The 19372-nt window shown below is 71.5% G+C and carries 21 protein-coding genes; 15 read left to right on the top strand and 6 right to left on the bottom strand.

Going from position 1 to position 19372, the window contains the following annotated elements; all coding sequences use genetic code 11:
• Positions 1-229 precede the first annotated feature (229 nt).
• Together PQS31_RS07240 and PQS31_RS07235 are read left to right on the top strand one after the other, a co-directional pair.
• On the top strand, positions 230-544 hold the full coding sequence (locus PQS31_RS07240; RefSeq protein ID WP_272762137.1) for a cytochrome c: 315 nt from the start codon (positions 230-232) through the stop codon (positions 542-544).
• A gap of 101 nt (positions 545-645) precedes the next feature.
• Positions 646-981 (top strand): cytochrome c, encoded by a 336-nt coding sequence (locus PQS31_RS07235; protein ID WP_272762136.1) that lies wholly within the window; start codon positions 646-648, stop codon positions 979-981.
• 572 nt (positions 982-1553) lie between these two features.
• Here the strand turns inward: PQS31_RS07235 and PQS31_RS07230 are convergent.
• Together PQS31_RS07230 and PQS31_RS07225 are read right to left on the bottom strand one after the other, a co-directional pair.
• Positions 1554-3176, bottom strand: coding sequence for a hypothetical protein (locus PQS31_RS07230; RefSeq protein ID WP_272761986.1), 1623 nt, complete (start codon positions 3174-3176; stop codon positions 1554-1556).
• A gap of 30 nt (positions 3177-3206) precedes the next feature.
• On the bottom strand, positions 3207-3800 hold the full coding sequence (locus PQS31_RS07225) for an NfuA family Fe-S biogenesis protein (RefSeq protein WP_272761985.1): 594 nt from the start codon (positions 3798-3800) through the stop codon (positions 3207-3209).
• An 86-nt stretch (positions 3801-3886) separates the two neighbouring features.
• On the opposite strand from PQS31_RS07225, the gene PQS31_RS07220 reads away from it, so the two are divergent.
• Both PQS31_RS07220 and PQS31_RS07215 read left to right on the top strand, forming a co-directional pair.
• The gene (locus tag PQS31_RS07220; RefSeq protein ID WP_272761984.1) at positions 3887-4228 is read left to right on the top strand and encodes a 4a-hydroxytetrahydrobiopterin dehydratase; all 342 of its coding nucleotides are present in this window, start codon (positions 3887-3889) and stop codon (positions 4226-4228) included.
• A complete protein-coding gene (locus PQS31_RS07215; protein ID WP_272761983.1) occupies positions 4225-4602 on the top strand; it encodes an energy transducer TonB in 378 nt (125 codons plus the stop codon). The genes PQS31_RS07220 and PQS31_RS07215 overlap by 4 nt, the downstream gene beginning before the upstream one ends.
• A 9-nt stretch (positions 4603-4611) precedes the next feature.
• On the opposite strand, the gene PQS31_RS07210 is transcribed toward PQS31_RS07215, so the two are convergent.
• Positions 4612-5571, bottom strand: a complete 960-nt coding sequence (locus PQS31_RS07210; protein WP_272761982.1) for an RluA family pseudouridine synthase — start codon at positions 5569-5571, stop codon at positions 4612-4614.
• A gap of 401 nt (positions 5572-5972) precedes the next feature.
• On the opposite strand from PQS31_RS07210, the gene PQS31_RS07205 reads away from it, so the two are divergent.
• Entirely contained in the window at positions 5973-9167 is a 3195-nt protein-coding gene (locus tag PQS31_RS07205; protein ID WP_272761981.1) for an Rne/Rng family ribonuclease, read from the top strand.
• A gap of 133 nt (positions 9168-9300) precedes the next feature.
• Here PQS31_RS07205 and PQS31_RS07200 read toward each other — a convergent pair whose 3' ends face one another.
• The 3 genes from PQS31_RS07200 to PQS31_RS07190 form a co-directional block, all read right to left on the bottom strand.
• On the bottom strand, positions 9301-9948 hold the full coding sequence (locus tag PQS31_RS07200; RefSeq protein ID WP_272761980.1) for a response regulator: 648 nt from the start codon (positions 9946-9948) through the stop codon (positions 9301-9303).
• A gap of 95 nt (positions 9949-10043) precedes the next feature.
• The gene (locus PQS31_RS07195; protein ID WP_272761979.1) at positions 10044-10628 is read right to left on the bottom strand and encodes an SCO family protein; all 585 of its coding nucleotides are present in this window, start codon (positions 10626-10628) and stop codon (positions 10044-10046) included.
• A gap of 98 nt (positions 10629-10726) precedes the next feature.
• Positions 10727-11881 (bottom strand): pyridoxal phosphate-dependent aminotransferase, encoded by a 1155-nt coding sequence (locus PQS31_RS07190; RefSeq protein WP_272761978.1) that lies wholly within the window; start codon positions 11879-11881, stop codon positions 10727-10729.
• 62 nt (positions 11882-11943) lie between these two features.
• Here PQS31_RS07190 and PQS31_RS07185 point away from each other — a divergent pair, with 62 nt between their 5' ends.
• From PQS31_RS07185 to PQS31_RS07140, 10 genes are all read left to right on the top strand, one after another.
• Complete coding sequence (locus PQS31_RS07185) at positions 11944-12426, top strand: DUF3293 domain-containing protein (RefSeq protein WP_272761977.1); 483 nt, start codon at positions 11944-11946, stop codon at positions 12424-12426.
• Between the two features lie 72 nt (positions 12427-12498).
• Complete coding sequence (gene ccmA / locus PQS31_RS07180; protein WP_272761975.1) at positions 12499-13137, top strand: heme ABC exporter ATP-binding protein CcmA; 639 nt, start codon at positions 12499-12501, stop codon at positions 13135-13137.
• A complete protein-coding gene (gene ccmB, locus PQS31_RS07175; protein ID WP_272761974.1) occupies positions 13134-13823 on the top strand; it encodes a heme exporter protein CcmB in 690 nt (229 codons plus the stop codon). Before ccmA ends, ccmB begins: the two co-directional genes overlap by 4 nt.
• Positions 13824-13940: 117 nt before the next feature.
• Positions 13941-14702 (top strand): heme ABC transporter permease CcmC, encoded by a 762-nt coding sequence (gene ccmC, locus PQS31_RS07170; protein ID WP_272761973.1) that lies wholly within the window; start codon positions 13941-13943, stop codon positions 14700-14702.
• A complete protein-coding gene (gene ccmD / locus PQS31_RS07165) occupies positions 14699-14872 on the top strand; it encodes a heme exporter protein CcmD (protein WP_272761971.1) in 174 nt (57 codons plus the stop codon). Before ccmC ends, ccmD begins: the two co-directional genes overlap by 4 nt.
• Entirely contained in the window at positions 14869-15351 is a 483-nt protein-coding gene (gene ccmE, locus PQS31_RS07160; protein WP_272761970.1) for a cytochrome c maturation protein CcmE, read from the top strand. The genes ccmD and ccmE overlap by 4 nt, the downstream gene beginning before the upstream one ends.
• Before the next feature lie 46 nt (positions 15352-15397).
• Positions 15398-17338: a heme lyase CcmF/NrfE family subunit gene (locus tag PQS31_RS07155; RefSeq protein ID WP_272761969.1), complete on the top strand. Its 1941-nt coding sequence runs from the start codon at positions 15398-15400 to the stop codon at positions 17336-17338.
• Positions 17339-17340: 2 nt separating this feature from the next.
• Positions 17341-17898, top strand: a complete 558-nt coding sequence (locus PQS31_RS07150) for a DsbE family thiol:disulfide interchange protein (protein WP_272761968.1) — start codon at positions 17341-17343, stop codon at positions 17896-17898.
• Complete coding sequence (locus PQS31_RS07145) at positions 17898-18338, top strand: cytochrome c-type biogenesis protein (protein ID WP_272761967.1); 441 nt, start codon at positions 17898-17900, stop codon at positions 18336-18338. The genes PQS31_RS07150 and PQS31_RS07145 overlap by 1 nt, the downstream gene beginning before the upstream one ends.
• Entirely contained in the window at positions 18338-19348 is a 1011-nt protein-coding gene (locus PQS31_RS07140) for a tetratricopeptide repeat protein (RefSeq protein ID WP_272761966.1), read from the top strand. Before PQS31_RS07145 ends, PQS31_RS07140 begins: the two co-directional genes overlap by 1 nt.
• Positions 19349-19372: the final 24 nt, after the last annotated feature.

Here is a 19372-nt window from a genome sequence, read left to right as displayed (position 1 = left end):
CTGGTTCATGCGCCATTGGTCATGGTGATGGCGATGCACACCGGGTATCGCACGTTGGGTTTGCCGTGACGGCGTGGCTATACTGGCCCGGTTGTGCGCCGGTTCATGCAGCCGGCCGGTTCCCCACGCCATCACGCCGCCCAGATCGCCACGTTCCAGCCCTCCAGGATTGCGGAAAACCACGATGACGCGACCGTTGCTGCTAGCCGTTTGTCTTGCCCTCGGCGCGATGACGCCGCCCGTTCTCGCCCAGGAAGCCGCGGCGCCGGAAAGCGGCAACGCCCCGCTGACGGGCAATGCGGCGACCGGGCGCACGTTGACCTATACCTGCCAGGGCTGCCATGGCATCGACGGCTATCGCAACGTCTACCCGCACTATCACGTGCCCAAGATCGGCGGCCAGTCCAGCGAATACCTGGTCAACGCCCTGCACGAATACCGCCGGGGCACGCGCCGGCACCCGACGATGGAGGCGCAGGCGAAGAGCTTCTCGGACCAGGACATCGCCGACATCGCCGCCTTTCTTTCGGAGCTGACCCCGTGACCGGTGCCTCGATCCGATTGTCCGTCCGTCTCCTGCCCGTGGTGCTGGTCGGCCTGCTGGCCGCCTGCGGCGGCGCCGAGCACGATCCCGATGCCCAGCCGATGCGGACCACGTCCTCGGCCGGTCTGCCGACCGGTCGCATCGACGCCGGCGAGCAGGCGGCCAACGTCAAGAGCGCGGCGACCGGGCAGACCTGCATCGACTGCCACGGCGCCGGCGGCAACGAGCCGCTCGATCCGACCTATCCGAAGATTGGCGGCCAGTACCGCGACTACCTGGCGCATGCGCTGCAGGCCTATCGCGACGGCGACCGCGAGCATGCATTGATGTCGCAACAGGCCGCCGACCTGAGCGACCAGCAGATCGCCGACCTCGCCGCCTACTTCGCGGCGCAGCCGAGCCGGCTGCGCGACCTGCGCGGCGCGCACGACAACTGATCCCGCAGGTCCGGGCGCTGCACGCGCCCGGAGTCTCGACCGGTGTGCGTCGGATCGACCGGCGCCGCAGCGCAGACCGCCGGTTGCGCCGCGCGCCTGTACGCGGCGTCGCCAGTGCGTCGCACGTTCCCTTCGATGCAGGGCGGACGGGCGTTGCATCCATTTCGGACCACCGCCACCGCACACCCGTGTTCCCGCGACCGCGGGGCACCTCGCAGCAGCCGGGCGACGCGTCGCCCGCGCCTGCGCGCGCCTGAACCCGCAGCCGCTGGACCCCGGCGTTCGCGAGAAGCCGGGATCGGGTCCGCATGCCGGACGGATCGAGACGTACAGGGGCGGATGCGGTCCATCGCATGGAACCAGGCGCGGCGAGCGCGTCGTGGTGTGTGCCGGCCGGTCCCGACGTCTGCCCGTACACGCGCTTGTGCACCATCTTGCGGCGCGACGGGACGACGCCACGCGACAACACGGAACCTCCGCTTGAGGCGATCGAGCCAGGTCGACGGTGCCCGCGGACGCGCGCGGGCAGGCACGACCGGACCCGGCCACGTCCGTGCCGCGATGCGCCGGACTCAGTTGCCCAGGCTGCCCTGGTCTTCCTGCAACTCCGGTTTCCACGGCACGTCGGGCGGCGGCCGCCCGTCGGTCTCGACGTCCTGCATGTTCGGATCGGTGATGCCGCAGCCGCCGCCGAAGGCGAGCAGCGCGACATTGCAGCGGATGGTCTTGCTGGTGCCCGGAATCGGGATCAGCACGGTCTTGATGCTGCGCCGCACCCATTCCTCGAGCAGGGTCTCGCTCGGCACCCAGAAGCGGTCGAAGCTGGTGGGTTCGTAATCGGTAGGCGGGCGCCGCAACCAGGTGCCCTCACGGTCGATCCGCGCGAAATCCTCGGTGATCGTGCCCGGCGGAAGCCCGCCGCCCACACGGCCGCCGTCGGCCAGACGCGGCCGGCCGTCCGCGCCGAGCAGGCCCGAGGGGGTACCGCGCTGACCGCCATCGCGCGCGCGCGCGCCATCCCCCCAGTCATCGGCCGCCCGTGGCGACGGCGTCGCACCGGGCGGCGCACCCGCGGTGGGACCGCGGCCGGCCGTCGGCGCCGGCGTACGCGCGCCCTGCCCGGGCTGCGGCGCCGCGGGCGCGGTCGACGCCGTGGACGACGGCGCCGCGGACGCCGCGGGCGCGGCGGGTGCGGCGGGTGCGGCCGAAGGTGCTGGATCGCGCAGCGGCACCGTCCGTTCCCGCGCGGCCACGTCGGGGGTCGACCGCGCCGGGGCGGCCGGCGCCTCGAGCGTGATGTCGCGCTGCGCGATCACCGGCGCCGGTGCGCGTTCGGCGATCTCGGCCATTGCCCGCTCGCGCACCTCGATCCGGACCTCGCGTGGCGGCACCGGCACCGGCGCGGCCACCGGCGTGGGCGCACGCAGAACGGGGACCTCGACCGTCTGCATCGGCGCGCCGGCCACCGCACGCTCGCGCACCGCGACCTCGGGCAGGGCCGTCGACGGTCGCGGCGGCGGCAGGGTGAAGTCGATGTCGGGCATCGGGGTATCGGTGATCTGCAGCACCTGCGCTGCGGCGGCCTCGCCATCAGGAGCGGCCGCCGTCTCGGGCACGGGCTCGGCAGGCGGGTCGATCGCCGACACCGGCGATGCCGACGCCACCGGCGGCGGCCCGGCATCGGCCGGGGTCGCAGCGCCGGCATCCTCCGGCTGTGGCATCTCCGGTGCCGCGCCACCACCTGCGGCGTCCGGAGTGCCCGTGCCGATGAACACGGCCTGGACCACGTGCTCCTCGCCCAGCGCCGAGGGCGCGTCGGCGAGAAACTGTGCGTTCATCAGTCCGAACAGCAGGCTGATCCAGACGACCTGGACCAGCAGTGACGCCCCGAGCGACCAGCGGCGCAGGCCGCGCTGATCGCGCGGCGGGGGTTCCCACAGCGGATGCCGGAGTCCCGCCCAGGCCTGGAGCCGGGTCGCAGGCACCGGGAAACGCGTCCGCGGCACCGGTGGACGGGCCGCGAGGATCCCGACGATCGCCGCCGCGGTCGCCCCGGTCACGGCGCCGGCACGGACGCGCATCGCCGACAGCCATGCCGCCCAGCCGGGTGGCAGGCCATCGACGGCGGCTTCGGGCCGGATCGAACGCCGCCGACGGCGGCGCAGGACCTCGATCAGGTCAGCGGAAGTGAACATCCGTTCGCGGCCGCCCGTCGTCGTGGCCGGTTACGCGACGTCGCGCGGCATATACGGCGCGTCGCCGGTGTCGTGATCGGTCGCGTCGCGCACCGCGGTCACGCCGGGCACCTTGTCCATCAGGGTCTTCTCGATGCCCTGCTTCAGGGTCACGTCGACCAGGCCGCAGCCGTGGCAACCGCCGCCGAAGCGCAGCACGACGACCCCGTCGGCCGTCACTTCCTGCACGGTCACGTGGCCGCGATGCTGGGCCAGCTGCGGATTGACGTCGTTCTCGACCACCCAGCGCACGCGCTCGACCAGCGAGGCGGCCTCCGGGGGCGCCTCGCCCTTGATCTTGGGCGCGCGGATCTGCAACTGCCCGCCGGTCGCACGCGCCTCGTAGTCGATGTCCGCACCGTCGAGGTAGGGCACGCTGGGCGCGTCGAGCCACAGCGTGAAGCCCTCGCAGTCGATCGCCCATTCGTCTCCGAGCAGCTCGCCGCTGTCGGCGAACTCGAGCCGCACGTCGGCGCGACTGGTCCCGGCGTGCACGGCCGACAGCCGGACACCCAGTCCCGGCGTCGCTTCGCGTTCGATCAGCTTGCGGAAGTGGGCCTGGGCGGTTTCGGAGATGTTGATCATGCGGCGTATTCTACCGGCCCCGCGCGGCGGCACGTGGCCCTGTCCGTCTGTCGCATGAATACCGCACACGCCCGCAAGGAGCCACCATGACCGATCTGATCCCGCTCGCCGATGCCCACTGCCTGCCCCGCCGGGGCGCCGAGCACCGCCTGCCCGAAGCCCGCATCCGCGAACTGCTGCCCGATGTCCCGGGCTGGACGCTGGCCGAAGACGGCCAGGCACTGACGCGGACGTTCCGGTTCGACGACTATCACCGCACCATGGCCTTCGTGAATGCCCTGGCGTTCGTCGCCCACCGCGAGGACCACCATCCCGATCTCGGCGTGCACTACGACCGCGTCGTCGTGCGGTATTCGACCCACGATGTCGGCGGCCTGTCGGAAAACGACTTCATCTGCGCGGCCAAGGCCGATCGGCTGGTCGCATGACCCGACGGCGCCCGGCGTATGCCCGCGCCGGTCTGGCGCTGTGTCTGGGCATCGTGTCGCTGCAGGCGCCGGCCCAGCCCGCGTCCGGGACGTTCGGCCCGTCGGTCGACATCCGCTCCAAACGCCTGCATACGCCGGTCTATCCGCTCGCCGCGTTCCGCGCCGGCGCGGGTGGCACCGTGCAACTGCGCGTCAGTGTGGATGCCGACGGGCGGCTGCAGGACGTGCAGGTCGAGTCCTCCAGTGGACGCGACGACCTCGACACGGCCGCGATCGACGCCGCGCGCCAGTGGACCTATGCCCCCGGCCGGCGCGACGGCGCGCCCGTGGCCGGCACCTTGCGGATTCCGGTGGACTACAGCCTCGGTCCCTGAGCGCGCCGCTCAGCGCAGGCGGTCGAGCGCCTCGCGCAGATCCTCGGCCAGCGGCGCGTTGAGCACGTAGGCCTCGCCGTCGTCGAGGGTGAATTCCAGCGACGCGGCGTGCAGGAACAGGCGCTTGAGCCCGATCTGTTCGCGCAGGCGCCGGTTGGTCTCGGCATCGCCGTACTTGTCGTCGCCGGCCACCGGATGCCCGATGTGCTGGGCATGGACGCGGATCTGGTGGGTGCGGCCGGTCTCGATCCGGACCTCGCAGTAGGACTGGCCGCCCCGCCGCTCCAGCACGCCGAAGTGGCTCAGCGAGACCTTGCCCTGCGGATTGACCTGGACGTGGCGCTCCCCGCCCTGACGCAGGCCGACGTGCAGCGGCGCGTCCACGCTCATGGTCCCGTCGGGCATGCGTCCGGCCAGCAGCGTGAGATAGCGCTTGCGGATGCCGGCGCCGTGATCTTCGCGCAGCAGGGCCTGCAGCTGGGTCAGCGCCGAGCGCTTCTTGGCCAGCACCATCAGGCCCGAGGTGTCGCGGTCGAGCCGGTGAATCAGTTCCAGCGACTGGTTCGGCCGCAGCGCGCGCAGGGTTTCGATGACCCCGAAACTGACGCCGCTGCCGCCGTGGCTGGCGATGCCCGACGGCTTGCTGATCGCCAGCAGGCGGGCATCCTCGAACACGATGCTCGCGTCCATCGCCGCCAGCAGGCCCTTCGGCGGAACGCCGCCCTCGCCCGGCGCCTCGAGCCGGACCGGCGGAATCCGCACCTCGTCGCCGGCCTCGAGCTTGCGCTCGGCCTTGGCGCGTCCCCCGTTCACCCGGACCTGCCCGCTGCGCACGATCTTGTAGACGATCGAGCGCGGCGCGCCCTTGAGCTGGCCGAGCAGGAAATTGTCGAGGCGCTGGCCGTCCCGGTCATCGGGAACGCGCACCAGACGCACGCCGCCGGTCGAATTGGAACCGCTGTCAGTCATCTGGGGGTTTATCTGCTACACTCGCGCCGCGATATAAGGTGCTGATTTCTCTGGAAGAACCCGGGCCAAAAGCCCGCCTTCCAAAGGTCTCCGGACAGTGCGCGGCCACCGCCCCAGGGGCGGCCATGTTAGCGGCTGCACGGCGGTACCGGTTATCGCCCGATGCCTGGCATCGGCGCTGAACACGTCCCGCGAGGCGTGCCCGACCGTCCGAACGACCGGCCGGACACGGCCCGCGGTCCCGCTCCACCCTAAGAACAACGAGCGCTCCCGCGGCCCGCCGTGGTGTCGTAGCGCTGGACAATCCGGAAGACCGCTGCGCGTGCGCGGCGGCCTCGGGCCGCATCCAGGCGAAACGCCCCGGCGTTCCGCGCGCGAGAGCGCGTTAAGGAACGTCCACCATGAAGCGCATGCTGATCAACGCGACGCAGGCAGAAGAACTGCGCGTCGCCATCGTTGATGGCCAGACCCTGTACGACATCGACATCGAGCAGCCGTCGAGGGAACAGAAGAAGTCCAACATCTACAAGGGCCGCATCACCCGCATCGAGCCCTCCCTCGAGGCCGCGTTCGTCGAGTACGGCGCCGCCCGTCACGGCTTCCTGCCGCTGAAGGAAGTCTCCCGCGACTATTTCCAGGCCGGCGTCGACCCGAACAAGGGCTCGATCAAGGAACTCCTGCGCGAGGGCCAGGAGGTCGTCGTCCAGGTCGACAAGGAAGAGCGCGGCAACAAGGGCGCCGCCCTGACCACGTTCATCTCGCTGGCCGGCCGCTACATGGTGCTGATGCCGAACTCGCCGACCGCCGGCGGCGTGTCGCGCCGGATCGAGGGCGAGGACCGCGCCGAGCTGAAGAAGGCGATGGACGCGTTGACCATCCCCGACGAGATGGGCGTGATCATCCGCACCGCCGGTGTCGGTCGCGATGCCGAAGAACTGCAGTGGGACCTCGACTACCTGCTCTCCATCTGGCGCGCGATCGCCGAGGCCGCGCTGAGCAAGCCCTCGCCGTTCCTGATCTACCAGGAATCACGCCTGATCACCCGGGCGCTGCGCGACTACATGCGCGCCGACATCAGCGAGATCCTGATCGACACGCCGGAGATGTACGCCGAGGCGCGTGACTTCGTCGAGCAGGTGATGCCGCACAACCTGCGCAAGCTCAAGCACTACACCGATGATGTGCCGCTGTTCAACCGCTACCAGATCGAGTCGCAGATCGAGAGCGCCTACGAGCGCACCGTGCGCCTGCCCTCCGGCGGCGCGCTGGTCATCGACCAGACCGAGGCCCTGACCGCGATCGACGTGAACTCGGCGCGCGCGACCAAGGGCGGCGACATCGAGGAAACCGCGTTCAACACCAACCTCGAGGCGGCCGACGAAGTGGCGCGCCAGCTGCGCCTGCGCGATCTCGGTGGCCTGGTGGTGATCGACTTCATCGACATGTCGTCGAACAAGCATCAGCGCGACGTCGAGAACCGCCTGCAGAACGCGCTCAAGTACGACCGCGCGCGCGTGCAGCAGAACCGGATCTCGAAGTTCGGTCTGCTGGAGATGAGCCGCCAGCGCCTGCGCGCGAGCCTGGGCGAGTCGAGCCAGATCGTCTGCCCGCGCTGCGACGGCCATGGCCGCATGCGCAGCATCGAGTCGCTGTCGCTGTCGATCATCCGCGTCGCCGAAGAGCACGCGATGAAGGACAACACCGGCCAGGTGCTGGTGCAGGCGCCGGTCGAGATCGCCAACTTCCTGCTCAACGAGAAGCGCAGTGCGCTGGCGGAGATCGAGAAGCGCCACGACGCGCCGATCATCATCGTCGCCGACGAGCAGCTGCACACCCCGCACTACGAGGTGTCGCGCCTGCGCGAGAACGAACTCGGCGAGGAGACCAGCCGGCCGAGCTACCAGCGCGGCACGCCGCGTCGCGTGGCCACGATCGCGCTGAGCAAGAACAACCTCAACGTGCCGCCGCCGGCGGTCACCAATGTGCGGCCGTCGCAGCCCGCCCCGGTGCGCGAGCCGCGTCCGGAGCCGGTGGCGGCCGCCCCGGCGCCGGCCGCGCCCGCGCCCGTGCAGGCACCTGCGGCCGCCCCGCCGACGGGGGGGTTCATGGGCTGGCTGAAGGCGTGGTTCGCACCGCAGGCCCCCGCCGCCCCGGCGCCGCGTCCCTCGCAGGGCGGCACGCGCCAGGACGCGCCGCGTGACGGTCAGGCGCGCAGCGAAGGTCGTGGTGACCGCGGCCGCAACGGTCAGCGCCGCGACCGCCGTGGCAACCGCCAGGACGGCGCGCCGAAGGCCGGCGCGCCGCGCGAGGACCAGGCCGCCGCGCCGCGCGACCCGCGCCGCGAGCAGGCCGCGCCGGACGCGCGCAAGGAGCGCACCCCCGAACGTCAGCAGGAGCGTCGCCAGAAGCAGAAGGCGCCGCGACCGCCGCGCGCGCCGCGGCCCGAGGGCGAGACGGACGCCAGCGTGACGGCAGCTGCCGCCGTCGGCGTGGCTGCGGCTGCGCCGGCCGAACAGCCCGACATCGTTGCAGCCGCGCCCGCGCCGCGTGCGGATGTCGCTGCGCCGACGATCGCAGCGCCGTCGCCGGTCGCCGATGACGTGCACGCCGAGGTGCCGGAAACGAATCCGGCCGTGGCGTCCACGGACCTGGACGAGGAGCAGGCCGGGGACGACGAGGCCGGCGGCAACGGCCGTCGCCGTCGCGGACGTCGCGGTGGCCGCCGTCGCCGTCGCGGCAAGGGCGACACCGGCGCAGCCGGCGAGGACGCGCAGACCGATCTCGACGCCGATGGCGATGACGAGCCGTCCGGGATCATGCCGTCGAGCCGGGCGCAGCCCGAGTTCGATTTCGACGACCTGCCGGCCACGTCGCCTGCGGTGACGGCGGCGCCCACGCCGGCGCGTGCCGTGCCCGCCGCATCGGTCGCTGCGGCCGGTGGAGCGGCAGCGGTGTCCGAAGGCGGCGACGCCCGGGACACGGCGTCCGAACCGGCTGCCATCGAGCAGGCAGCGTCGCCGACCGCGACCACGACGACGACCACGACCGAGCCCCAGGCGATCACGCCGGCACGCGAGGCCGCCGACGTCGTGGCGCCCGCGATGGTGGCGGCTGCGGCTGCGGCAGATCGTTCCGCGGCCACGTCTGCAGCGGCGCCGCAGGCTAATGCGGAGCCGGGGCACGACGCCGTCCCGGCGTCGCGGGTCGAGCCGGCCGCGTCGAATGCAGCGGACGAACCGTCCACGCCTTCTACCGCACCGGCACAGCCCGACATCCGCCCTGCGGATGACGCCGCAACCGAGGTGACGGCACCGACGCAGGCTGCAGTGACGCAGGCGCCCGTGACCGAGGCGCAGCCCGCCGAGGCCGACACCGCGGCCCCGCGTACGTCGCCGGTCGCCCCGGGTCTGTTCGATGCGCCAGACGCCTCGTCCGCCCCCGCGCACCCGGCGCCGTCAGCGGCCGAGGCGATGACCGCGGATGACGACGCGTCCGCATCGCCCGCGACCGCCGACAGTGAGGCCGGTGCCGAACCCGGTGACGACACGCCCGACGATGCCGCACCGGACGCGCGTCCGCCGGCACGCGACGCCTGACGCACACGCTCGCGAAAACGCCCCGGTCCTGCCGGGGCGTTTTTTTTTGGCTCACCGTCGATTCCCTGGAGTCGCCGGCCGGGCCGGAATGCGCCGGTCCACTGCCGCCCTCAACGCCGTCGACCGCCCGTGCTCAGACCGTCTGGTCGGGGGCCATCACCCCGTACTGGCTGGCCATGCGGGCCAGCGCGATGCTGTCCTGGATCTGCAATTTGGTGAACAAGCGCGACTTGTGGGTATTGACCGTTTTGGCGCTGAGACTCAGGCGCCGCGCGATGTCTTCCTGACGCAGGCCTTGGACCAGCAGCATCGCGACCTCGAGCTCGCGCGGCGACAGCGCATCGAAGGGGGTGCCGTCGCCGCCGATGCCCGACAGCGCCAGGTTCTGCGCGATGGTGCTGGCGAGATAGCGCTTGCCGCGCGCGACATCGCGCACCGCGCGCACCAGTTCCTGAGCATCACCGCCCTTGCCGACATAGCCCGAAGCGCCGGCTTCGATCATGCGCCGCGGCATCGGGCCGTCTTCGAGGATGGACACGACGATCACCCGCGTCTCGGCCTGACCGCGCACCACGCGTTCGGTGACCTCGAGTCCGCTGATGCCCGGCAGATGCAGGTCGCAGAGCACGATATCGGGCTTGAGCCGGCGGATCTGCGGCAACGCCATTTCGCCGCTGTCGGCTTCACCGACGATTTCGATGTCGTCCTCGTTGGCGAGAATCATGCGCAGCCCCGCGCGCACCAGCGCATGGTCGTCGACCATGAACACTCGAATCTTCATCCCGTCCCTGACTCCCTTCGGTTCCATCCCCCCGGCTCGCGAGGCTACGCTGCGATCCGTCGCGGCCGCAAGTCGGGGAAACCCCGAGACCGCGGTCATCCGTCCGCATGCGACGCGCCGACGAGATGGCGGATGTCCTCGACCATCTCCGTCACCGGCTGGTCGTACTGGAACGCGAGCCGGAGGCGGCCGTCCGGACCGATCAGGTAGTTCACCATCGTGTGGTCCATCGCATACGACGAGCTCGTGGGCACCTCGCGATACGTGACCCGGAAGGCCTGCGCCACCAGACGCGTCTGCATGTCGTCGCCACGCAGCGCGACGATGTCCGGGCCGAAGGCACCGACGTAGCCCGCGAGGATCTCGCCGGTGTCGCGTCGTGGATCGACGGTGACGAACACGATGCGCAGCGGCACGTCATCGGCCAGCGCGCGCCGCACCTGGGTCGCCTTCAACAGACTGGTCGGACACACCTCGGGACAGTGCGTGTACCCGAAGGACAACAGGACGTACTCGCCGCGGAAATCGCCGAGCGTGACCGGCCGTCCCTGCACGTCCTCGAGATCCAGCGTGCGGCCATAGGACACGCCGCCGAGATCGGTGCCGTGATACGGGCCCGGCGGCGGCGCGCCGCACGCGACGAGCAGCAGGACGAGGCAGCAGGCGGACAGCAGACGCACGGCACGATCCGATGCAGCGACCGCACGTCGCGGCCGCCTCCGATTGTAGAACCGCGCCCCTGAAGCGGTGGTTGCGACCGATCGTCGCAGGCGTACCGCTACAGGGCCTGCAGACGCGCGATGGCCGCGTCGAGCGTGGCCGTGTTCTTGGCGAAACACAGCCGGGCCAGTCGCTGGCCGGCCGGCGGTTGCGCATAGAACGGTGACAGCGGAATCGCCGCCACGCCCTTCTCGATGGTCAGCCAGCGGCAGAACGCGGCGTCGTCGAGATCGCTGACCGCGGCGTAGTCCACGAGCTGGAAATAGCCGCCGGGCACCGGCAGCGGGTCCAGCCGCGTGGTCGCCAGCTGCGCGGCGAACGCATCGCGCTTGGCCTGGTAGAACGCACCGAGTTGTTCGTAGTGCTCGGGCGCCTCGCGCAGCATCGCCGCGAACGCATGCTGCGCCGGCGCGAAGGTGCAGAACACGTTGTACTGGTGCACCTTGCGGAACTCGGCGCTCAGTGCCGGCGGCGCGATGCAGTAACCGAGCTTCCAGCCGGTGCAGTGGTAGGTCTTGCCGAAGCTGGACACGACGAAGGCACGCTCGCGCAGTTCGGGGTGGCGCAGGATCGATTCGTGCCGCGCGCCGTCGAACACGATGTGTTCATAGACTTCGTCCGACAGCAGCACGATATCGGTGCCGCGCAGCAGCTCGGCCAGCGCGGCGATGTCGTCGGCGCCGAACATCGCACCCGACGGGTTGTGCGGGCTGTTGACGATCAGCATCCGGGTTCTGGGCGTGACGGCATCGCGCACGCGGTCCCAGTCCACCGCGAAGCTGCGCGGATCGAGTGGCACGTGCACGGCGACCGCGCCGGCGAGCTCGATCGCCGGCTCGTAGCTGTCGTAGGCCGGGTCGAAGACGATGACTTCCTCGCCGGCGCGCACGACTGCGTGGATCGCGTTGAACAGCGCCTCGGTGGCACCGCTGGTGACCGTGACCTCGGCGTCGGCGTCGGGCAGGTGACCGTAGACCCGCATGGTCTTTTCCGCGATCGCCTCGCGCAGCGCCGGAATGCCGGTCATCGGCGCATACTGGTTGTGGCCGGCGCGCATCGCCTCGGCCAGTCCGTCCACCAGCCGACGGGGCACGTCGAAGTCGGGAAATCCCTGGCCGAGATTGACGGCGCCGTGCTCGGCTGCCAGCTGCGACATCACGCTGAAGATCGTGGTGCCGACCTTGGGCAGCTTGGTCCGGATCATGAGTGTCATTCCGTGGGATACAGACGGGGCCACGAGTGTACGGACGTGGACGCAGGGGATAAACCGCAGGCATGAACGACCAGCATTCCATCGACGACGCCCGCCTGATCACGCTGCTGCACGCGTATCTGGCCGCGCGCTATCGCTGGCAGTCGCGGTCGGACTGGCACGACGTGATCATCGGGCTGCCGACGCCGGGGCTCGACCTGCGCTATCCCGACGTCCCGAGTTACGGGCTGCTGTCGGCATGGAACCCGCTGTCGGTGCCGCGCAGCGCCACCGAGAACCGGCGCGCCGACAAGGCACTCGAAGCCGAACTGGGCGCGACCGGACTGCCCTGCATTCCCGCGTTCGCGAGCGCGGCCGACCGCAGCTGGCGGGAGCCGAGCTGGATCGTGTTCGGCATGCCGGTCGAGGCGTTCGACGCGCTGGCCCGGCGCTTCGGCCAGCTGGGCACGCTGTGGTGGCGCCGCGAATGTCCGGTGCGTCTACGCATGGATGCGCGCCGACCCGATGGACTCGAAGGCGACCGCGACGTCGACTGGCTGCGCTGACGCGGCTCCCGTCAGCGCCTAAGATGCAGGCGCGGCCGACCGGGTCGCCGTTTCCGGGGCCGTCACCGCCGCATGTCCGCCACCGCCACCCCGCCGCTGCTCGCTGCCCGCGGCCTGTGCTTCCAGCGCGACACGCGTCCCGTGTTCGGCCCGCTCGACTTCGAGGTCGCGGCCGGTGAGGCCCTGCTGGTGAGCGGCGACAACGGCGCCGGTAAAACCACCCTGCTGCGTGTGCTCGCCGGTCTGCTCGAGGCCGGTGCCGGACGCGTCGAGGTGGAGGGCGCACCGGTCGCGCGTGCGATGCGCGCCGGCAGCATGGCGTATCTCGGCCACCTGCCCGGCCTCAAGGCCGATCTCGACGCCGAGCAGAATCTCGCGTGCCTCGCCGGCCTGCAGGGGCGTCGCGCGCATCAGGACAGCGCGCGCGCACTCGCGGTCGTCGGGCTGTCGGCGCATGCGCATCTGCCCGTGCGGCAGATGTCGGCGGGCCAGCGCAAGCGCCTGTCGCTGGCGCGGCTGTGGATGTCGCCGGCGCCGCTGTGGCTGCTCGACGAGCCCTACGCGAATCTCGACCTGCAGGGCATCAACCTCGTCAATCGCATGGTCCGCGCCCAGCTCGACGACGGCGGGGCCGCGCTGGTCACCACGCACGGCGCGTATGCCGCGCCGCCGGTGCGCACGCGCGAGCTGCGGCTGCGGGCGGCCGCATGAGCCCGGTCGCGCCGACACTCGCCGGCAGCGCCCGGGCGCTGCTCGCGCGCGATCTGCACCTGCTCTGGCGACGCCGCGGCGATGCCGCGCAGCCGGCGTTGTTCGCTCTGCTGGTGGTCGTGCTGTTCGCACTGGCGCTGGGCAACGAGGCCGCGACGCTGGCGCGGGTCGCGCCCGGTGTGCTGTGGGTCGCGGTGGTGCTGTCGGGCCTGCTCGCGCTGGATACGCTGTTCCGCGGCGACGCCGAGGACGGCTCGCTGGAGCAGTGGATGCTCGCCCCGGTGCCGCTGGCTTGGCTGGTGCTGGTACGGACCGTCTCGCACTGGGCGACGACCGCGCTGCCGCTGCTGCTGGTGACACCGCTGCTGGCCACCCTGCTCGGTCTGCCGCCGGCGCAGCTGCCGGTCCTGCTGGCCGGCCTGGCGCTGGGCACGCCGCTGCTCAGCCTGCTCGGCGCGGTGGTCGCGGCGCTGACCATCGGCATGCGGCGTTCCGGTATCCTGCTGGCGCTGTTGGCCCTGCCCCTGTACGTTCCGGTGCTGGTGTTCGGTGCCGGCAGCGTCGCGATCGCGGCGCAGGGCCACGACCCGTCCGGCGGCCTGCTGCTGCTGGCCGGAGGCCTGGTCGCCGCGCTGGTGCTGGCGCCGGTGACTGCCGCTGCCGCGATCCGCATCGCACTCGATTGATCGGCCCCGCGACGGGTCTGGAGGGCCCCGTCGCGACGTGACACAGCGCGCCCCGCAATCGCCTGCCCGTGCAGGTGCGTGCAACCGCCAGCCCGCCACGCCTGTCTGCATTGCCGAATGAATCCGATCGTCCGCTGGTTCCACCAACTCGGTTCGCCCCCCGTCTTCGACCGCTTCGCACGGCGATGGGCCCCCTGGGGCTATGGCCTGGCGCTGCTGACGATGGCCGTCGGCCTCTACGGCGCGCTGTTCGTGGTGCCGGCCGACTACCAGCAGGGCGACAGCTTCCGCATCCTCTACATCCACGTGCCGAGCGCGTGGATGAGTCTGGCCGTGTTCGCAGCCATGGCGCTCTATGCCGCCGTCGCCCTGGTCTGGCGGATCAAGCTGTGCGAGATCCTGGCGATGGCCTGCGCGCCGATCGGGGCGGCGTTCACCGTGATCACGCTGGCGACCGGCGCGATCTGGGGCCGGCCGATGTGGGGCGCGTGGTGGAGCTGGGATCCGCGACTGACCACCGAGCTGATCCTGCTGTTTCTGTATCTGGGCGTGATCGGGCTCTACGGCGCGATCGAGGACCGACGCGCGGCGGCGCGCGCTGCCTCGCTGCTGGCGATCGTCGGCGTCGCCCTGCTGCCGGTGATCCGCTATTCGGTGGTGTGGTGGGACTCGCTGCACCAGGGCCAGACGATCCGCGTATTCGGCGAGTCGACGATCGATGCGAGCATGGCCTGGCCCCTGCTGTGGATGGTGGTGGCGACGAAGTTCTGGTTCGTGGGCTCGCTGCTGGCGCGCGCACGTGCCGACAATCTGCGCCGCGAGGCCGGCAAGGACTGGGTCCGGCGCCTGGTCGAGCCGGCGACGGGAGAAGCCGCATGAGTTACGTCGAATACGTGGTCGCCGCCTACGCGGTGTTCGTCGCCGTGCTGGCCTGGGATTTCGTCGCGCCGCGCGTGCGCATCGCCCAGACGCTGCGCGCGGCGCGGTTGCTGGCGGCGCGCCGACGTGCCGCCGCGCTCGCACCCGCCGACGCGGAGCTCAGCCGATGAACCCCGTGCGCCGCCGCCGGCTCTGGTTCGTGGTCGCCCTGGTCGCGGCCAGTGCGCTGTCGATGACCCTGATCGCCTTCGCCCTGCAGCGCAACATCTCCTATCTCTACACCCCGGCTGAAGTGCTGGGTGGCGCCGCGGGCGAGGCCGTGGCCTCGGGGCAGGCGCGCTTCCGGCTGGGCGGCATGGTGGCCGGGGACTCGTTCAGCCGGGCCGAAGGCTCGATGGAAGCGCGCTTCCGGGTCACCGACGGCGATGCCGAACTGCCGGTGCGCTACAGCGGGCTGCTGCCGGACCTGTTCCGTGAACACCAGGCCGTCGTGGCCACCGGGCGCATGCAGGGCGGCGAGTTCGTCGCCGACCAGGTGCTGGCACGCCACGACGAAACCTACGTGCCCAAGGAAGTCGCCGACAAAATGGGCCTGGCCCACGATCGCCACGGCGTGAGCACACCCGCCGACACGGGCGCAGCGCAGTGACGGGCACGCAGGTGTTGCGCCGCCCGGCCGGAACGTTGGGCCGCTGATGCTGCCCGAACTCGGCCAGATCGCGCTGCTGCTGGCGCTGGTGGCGTCGCTGCTGCAGACCCTGCTGCCGCTGCTCGGCGCGCAGCGCGGCCTGGCGCCGTGGATGGCCAGCGCGCGTCCGGCGGCCTACGCACAGTGGCTGCTGATGTTCGCGGCCTGGGGCCTGCTGACCGCGGCGTTCGTGCTGCAGGACTTCTCGGTGCGCTACGTCGCCGAGAACTCGAATTCCCTGTTGCCGATGGTCTACCGGTTCACCGCGGTGTGGGGGGGCCACGAGGGTTCGCTGCTGCTGTGGGTGTTCGTGCTCGCGTGCTGGAACGCGGCCGTGGCCTGGCGGTCGCGCTCGCTGCCCGACGCGGTGCTGGCGCGTGTGCTCGGCATCCTCGGCGCGGTCAGCTTCGGCTTTCTCGCGTTCCTGATCTTCACCAGCAATCCGTTCGAACGCATCCTGCCGATGCCGATCGAAGGCAGGGATCTCAATCCCCTGCTGCAGGACCCGGGGATGATCATCCATCCGCCGATGCTCTACATTGGCTATTCGGGCTTCATCGTGCCGTTCGCGTTCGCGATCGCGGCCTTGCTCGACGGCAAGGTCGACGCGCACTGGCTGCGCTGGACGCGGCCGTGGACGAACGTCGCCTGGGCGTTTCTGACCATCGGCATCGCGCTGGGCTCATGGTGGGCCTACTACGAACTCGGCTGGGGCGGCTGGTGGTTCTGGGATCCGGTCGAGAACGCGAGCTTCATGCCGTGGCTCGCCGGCGCGGCGCTGATCCATTCCCAGGCCGTCACCGAGAAGCGCGGCAGTTTCCACGGCTGGACGCTGCTGCTCGCGATCGCGACCTTTTCGCTGTCGCTGCTCGGCGCGTTCCTCGTGCGTTCGGGCGTGCTGACCAGCGTGCACAGCTTCGCCGCCGATCCGACGCGCGGGCTGTTCATCCTGGTGTTTCTCGGCATCGTCGTCGGCGGTTCGCTGCTGCTGTACGCACTGCGTGCGCCCGACGGCCGCGACGGCAAGCCATTCACCGCCACCTCGCGCGAGACGCTGCTGCTGGCCAACAACCTGCTGCTGGTCGCGGCCTGCGCGATGGTGCTGCTGGGCACGCTGTATCCGCTGCTGGCCGATGCGCTGGATCTGGGCAAGATCTCGGTCGGCCCGCCCTACTTCGGCGTCCTCTTCCTGCTGCTGATGGCGCCGCTGGTGCTGCTGCTCCCGTTCGGCCCGCTGACCCGCTGGCAGAACGAGGACGCCGCGCGTCCGCTGCGCATGCTGCTGCCGTGGGCGGTGCTGGCCGTGGCGGCCGCGGCGCTCGCCTTCGTGGTCGCGCCGCAGGGACCGTGGAAGGTGGCCATGGGCGTGGCCGGCGCGGTGTGGGTGGGCGCGGGCACGTTGCGCTTCGTCTGGACCCGCGTGCAGGCACGCGCGGGCGGCGCACGCTTCACCGCGGAGATGGCCGGCATGGCGCTGGCGCACTTCGGCATCGCGGTGTTCGTGGCCGGCGCGCTGCTGGTGGAGGCGCTGAACGTGCAGCGCGAGGTGGCGCTGCAGCCGGGCCAGACGTTGACGCTCGGGCGCGATGCCTTCGTGCTCGACGGCGTCGCGCACCATGACGGCCCCAACTACACCTCCGACCGCGGCACCGTGCGCATGCTGCGCGACGACCGCCTGCTGACGACGCTGCATCCGGAGAAACGCACCTATGCCAGTGGCGGCCAGGTGATGACCGAAACCGCGATCCGTCCGGGCGTCACCCGCGATGTCTACGTCGCCCTCGGCGAACCCCTGGGCGGCGGCGCCTGGGCGGTGCGCGTGCACGTCAAACCGTTCGTGCGCTGGGTCTGGGCCGGCGCGCTGCTGATGGCGCTGGGCGCGTTCGTCGCGGCGGCCGATCGCCGCTTCCGGCGTCCGCGCGCCATGCCGACCGGGGGGCAGACGTGAGCATGCCCGCGCCCCGCCCCTCGCGCGCCCGCTGGCTGCCGCTGGTGGCCTTCGCCGGCATCGTCGCGCTGCTCGCCGCCGGCGTGTGGCTGAGCCGCGATCCGGACCGCGACGCCCTGCCCTCGCCCTTGATCGGCAAGCCGGCACCGGCGTTCCGGCTGCCGGTGCTGCACGAGCCCGGACGCCTGGTCACGTCCGACGACCTCCTTGGCGAGCCCTACCTGCTCAACGTCTGGGGCAGCTGGTGCCCGGGCTGCCGCGAGGAACACGCGGTGATCAGCGAGTTCGCCAAGACCCGCCGCGTGCGCGTGGTCGGCTACAACTGGAAGGACGAGCACGCCGATGCGCTGCGCTGGCTGGAACAGTTCGGCAATCCCTACTGGCTGGTGCTGGTGGACTACGACGGCCACGCCGCGATCGACTGGGGCATCTACGGCGCACCGGAGACCTTCCTCGTCGATGCCGACGGCGTCGTCGTCTGGAAGCACGTCGGCCCGATGCGCCCCGAGACCCTGCACACGCAGCTGATGCCGCGCATCGATGCGCTGGAGGCCCGCTGATGCGCCTGTGGCTGCTCGCGCTGCTGCTGTGCCTGGCCTGGCCGCAGGCCGTGCGCGCCCAGGTCGCGGTGGACGCGGCGCCGTTGCAGTTCGACAGCGCCGCCGAGGAGCGCCGCTTCCACCGCCTGGTCTCGGAACTGCGCTGCGTGATGTGCCAGAACCAGTCGCTGGCCGATTCGAACGCGCAGATCGCCCACGACCTGCGCCGCGAAGTACTGACCCTGATGCGCCGCGGGCTCGACGATGCCGAGGTCAAGGACCACCTGGTCGCGCGCTACGGCGAGTTCGTGCTCTACCGGCCGCGCATGCAACCCGCGACCTGGCTGCTGTGGTTCGGGCCGCTGCTGGTGCTGGGCGCGGGCGGCGTGGTGATCGCGCGCATCGTCGCGGCGCGCCGGCGCGGGCCCGCGCTTCCTCCCGACGACACCCAGGCCTGGTGATGACCCTGTTCGTCCTCGTCGCGATCGGCATGACCCTGGCGACCCTCGCCCTGCTGACCACGGCCCTGCGCCGTGGCGCGCCACGTGTCGCACTCGCCGTGGGCGCGCTGGTGCCGGTGCTGGTCGGTGCGATGTATCTGATCGTCGGCACGCCGGCGGCGCTGGATCCCGATGAAGTCCGTGCGCCCGATTCGCTCGCCGAGGCGGTGACCCGTCTCGAAGACGACCTGCGACGGGACCCGCGTCAGCCCGAAGGCTGGCTGCTGCTGGGCCGCGCCTACGCCGGTCTGGAGCGGCCGGACGCCGCCCGCGACGCCATCGGCCGCGCCGCGCGCTTGCTGCCGGACGACGACGGCCTGCAGGTCGAATACGCCCAGGCGCGTGCGCACGCCGATCCCGACCGTCGTTTCGACGCCGAGGCCGTGCGCATCCTGCGCGAAGTGCTGGCACGCACGCCCGATCACCAGCACGCCCGCTGGTTTCTGGGCATCGCGCAACGCCAGGCCGGTGACGATGCCGGCGCGGTCGACACCTGGACTCCGCTGCTGGCCCAGCTCGATGCGGGCACCGCGGCCACGCTGCGTGCGCAGATCGACGTGGCGCGCGCCGCGGCCGGCCTGCCGGTGTCGGCGGACGACGCCGCGGCGACGCCTCCGGCGTCCCACGCAGTGCGGGTGCGCGTGCAGCTCGACGATGCGGCGCGCACGCAGCTCGCGCGCATGCCCCCGACCGCGCAGGTGTTCGTGATCGCACGCGCGACCGACGGCACGCCGATGCCGGTCGCGGTGCAGCGCCATGCGCCGGGTGCGTGGCCGCTGGAGATCGTGCTCGACGACGGCGATGCGCCGATGCCCACGCAGCGCCTGTCCACGCTCGATGCGGTCGAGGTGAGTGCGCGCCTCTCGGCCACGGGCAGTGCGGATCGCGCCGACGGCGATCTCGAATCGACGTCTGTCCGCGTCGCGCTGCCGGCGCGGGACACGATCGACCTGCTGATCCGCGGCGACTGACACCCGCCATGCGCCCGGGCATGA

This window comes from Luteimonas sp. BLCC-B24, assembly GCF_028550595.1.
GTDB lineage: Bacteria > Pseudomonadota > Gammaproteobacteria > Xanthomonadales > Xanthomonadaceae > Luteimonas.
The sequence above is the reverse complement of the archived record's forward strand: the minus strand, read 5'-3'. Positions and strand labels throughout refer to the sequence as shown.

Coding starts and splice junctions, on each gene's coding strand:
- PQS31_RS07240 (WP_272762137.1), top strand. CDS start 230: ATGACGCCGCCCGTTCTCGCCCAGGAAGCCGCGGCGCCGGAAAGCGGC.
- PQS31_RS07235 (WP_272762136.1), top strand. CDS start 646: ATGCGGACCACGTCCTCGGCCGGTCTGCCGACCGGTCGCATCGACGCC.
- PQS31_RS07230 (WP_272761986.1), bottom strand. CDS start 3,176: ATGTTCACTTCCGCTGACCTGATCGAGGTCCTGCGCCGCCGTCGGCGG.
- PQS31_RS07225 (WP_272761985.1), bottom strand. CDS start 3,800: ATGATCAACATCTCCGAAACCGCCCAGGCCCACTTCCGCAAGCTGATC.
- PQS31_RS07220 (WP_272761984.1), top strand. CDS start 3,887: ATGACCGATCTGATCCCGCTCGCCGATGCCCACTGCCTGCCCCGCCGG.
- PQS31_RS07215 (WP_272761983.1), top strand. CDS start 4,225: ATGACCCGACGGCGCCCGGCGTATGCCCGCGCCGGTCTGGCGCTGTGT.
- PQS31_RS07210 (WP_272761982.1), bottom strand. CDS start 5,571: ATGACTGACAGCGGTTCCAATTCGACCGGCGGCGTGCGTCTGGTGCGC.
- PQS31_RS07205 (WP_272761981.1), top strand. CDS start 5,973: ATGAAGCGCATGCTGATCAACGCGACGCAGGCAGAAGAACTGCGCGTC.
- PQS31_RS07200 (WP_272761980.1), bottom strand. CDS start 9,948: ATGAAGATTCGAGTGTTCATGGTCGACGACCATGCGCTGGTGCGCGCG.
- PQS31_RS07190 (WP_272761978.1), bottom strand. CDS start 11,881: ATGACACTCATGATCCGGACCAAGCTGCCCAAGGTCGGCACCACGATC.
- PQS31_RS07185 (WP_272761977.1), top strand. CDS start 11,944: ATGAACGACCAGCATTCCATCGACGACGCCCGCCTGATCACGCTGCTG.
- ccmA (WP_272761975.1), top strand. CDS start 12,499: ATGTCCGCCACCGCCACCCCGCCGCTGCTCGCTGCCCGCGGCCTGTGC.
- ccmB (WP_272761974.1), top strand. CDS start 13,134: ATGAGCCCGGTCGCGCCGACACTCGCCGGCAGCGCCCGGGCGCTGCTC.
- ccmC (WP_272761973.1), top strand. CDS start 13,941: ATGAATCCGATCGTCCGCTGGTTCCACCAACTCGGTTCGCCCCCCGTC.
- ccmD (WP_272761971.1), top strand. CDS start 14,699: ATGAGTTACGTCGAATACGTGGTCGCCGCCTACGCGGTGTTCGTCGCC.
- ccmE (WP_272761970.1), top strand. CDS start 14,869: ATGAACCCCGTGCGCCGCCGCCGGCTCTGGTTCGTGGTCGCCCTGGTC.
- PQS31_RS07155 (WP_272761969.1), top strand. CDS start 15,398: ATGCTGCCCGAACTCGGCCAGATCGCGCTGCTGCTGGCGCTGGTGGCG.
- PQS31_RS07150 (WP_272761968.1), top strand. CDS start 17,341: ATGCCCGCGCCCCGCCCCTCGCGCGCCCGCTGGCTGCCGCTGGTGGCC.
- PQS31_RS07145 (WP_272761967.1), top strand. CDS start 17,898: ATGCGCCTGTGGCTGCTCGCGCTGCTGCTGTGCCTGGCCTGGCCGCAG.
- PQS31_RS07140 (WP_272761966.1), top strand. CDS start 18,338: ATGACCCTGTTCGTCCTCGTCGCGATCGGCATGACCCTGGCGACCCTC.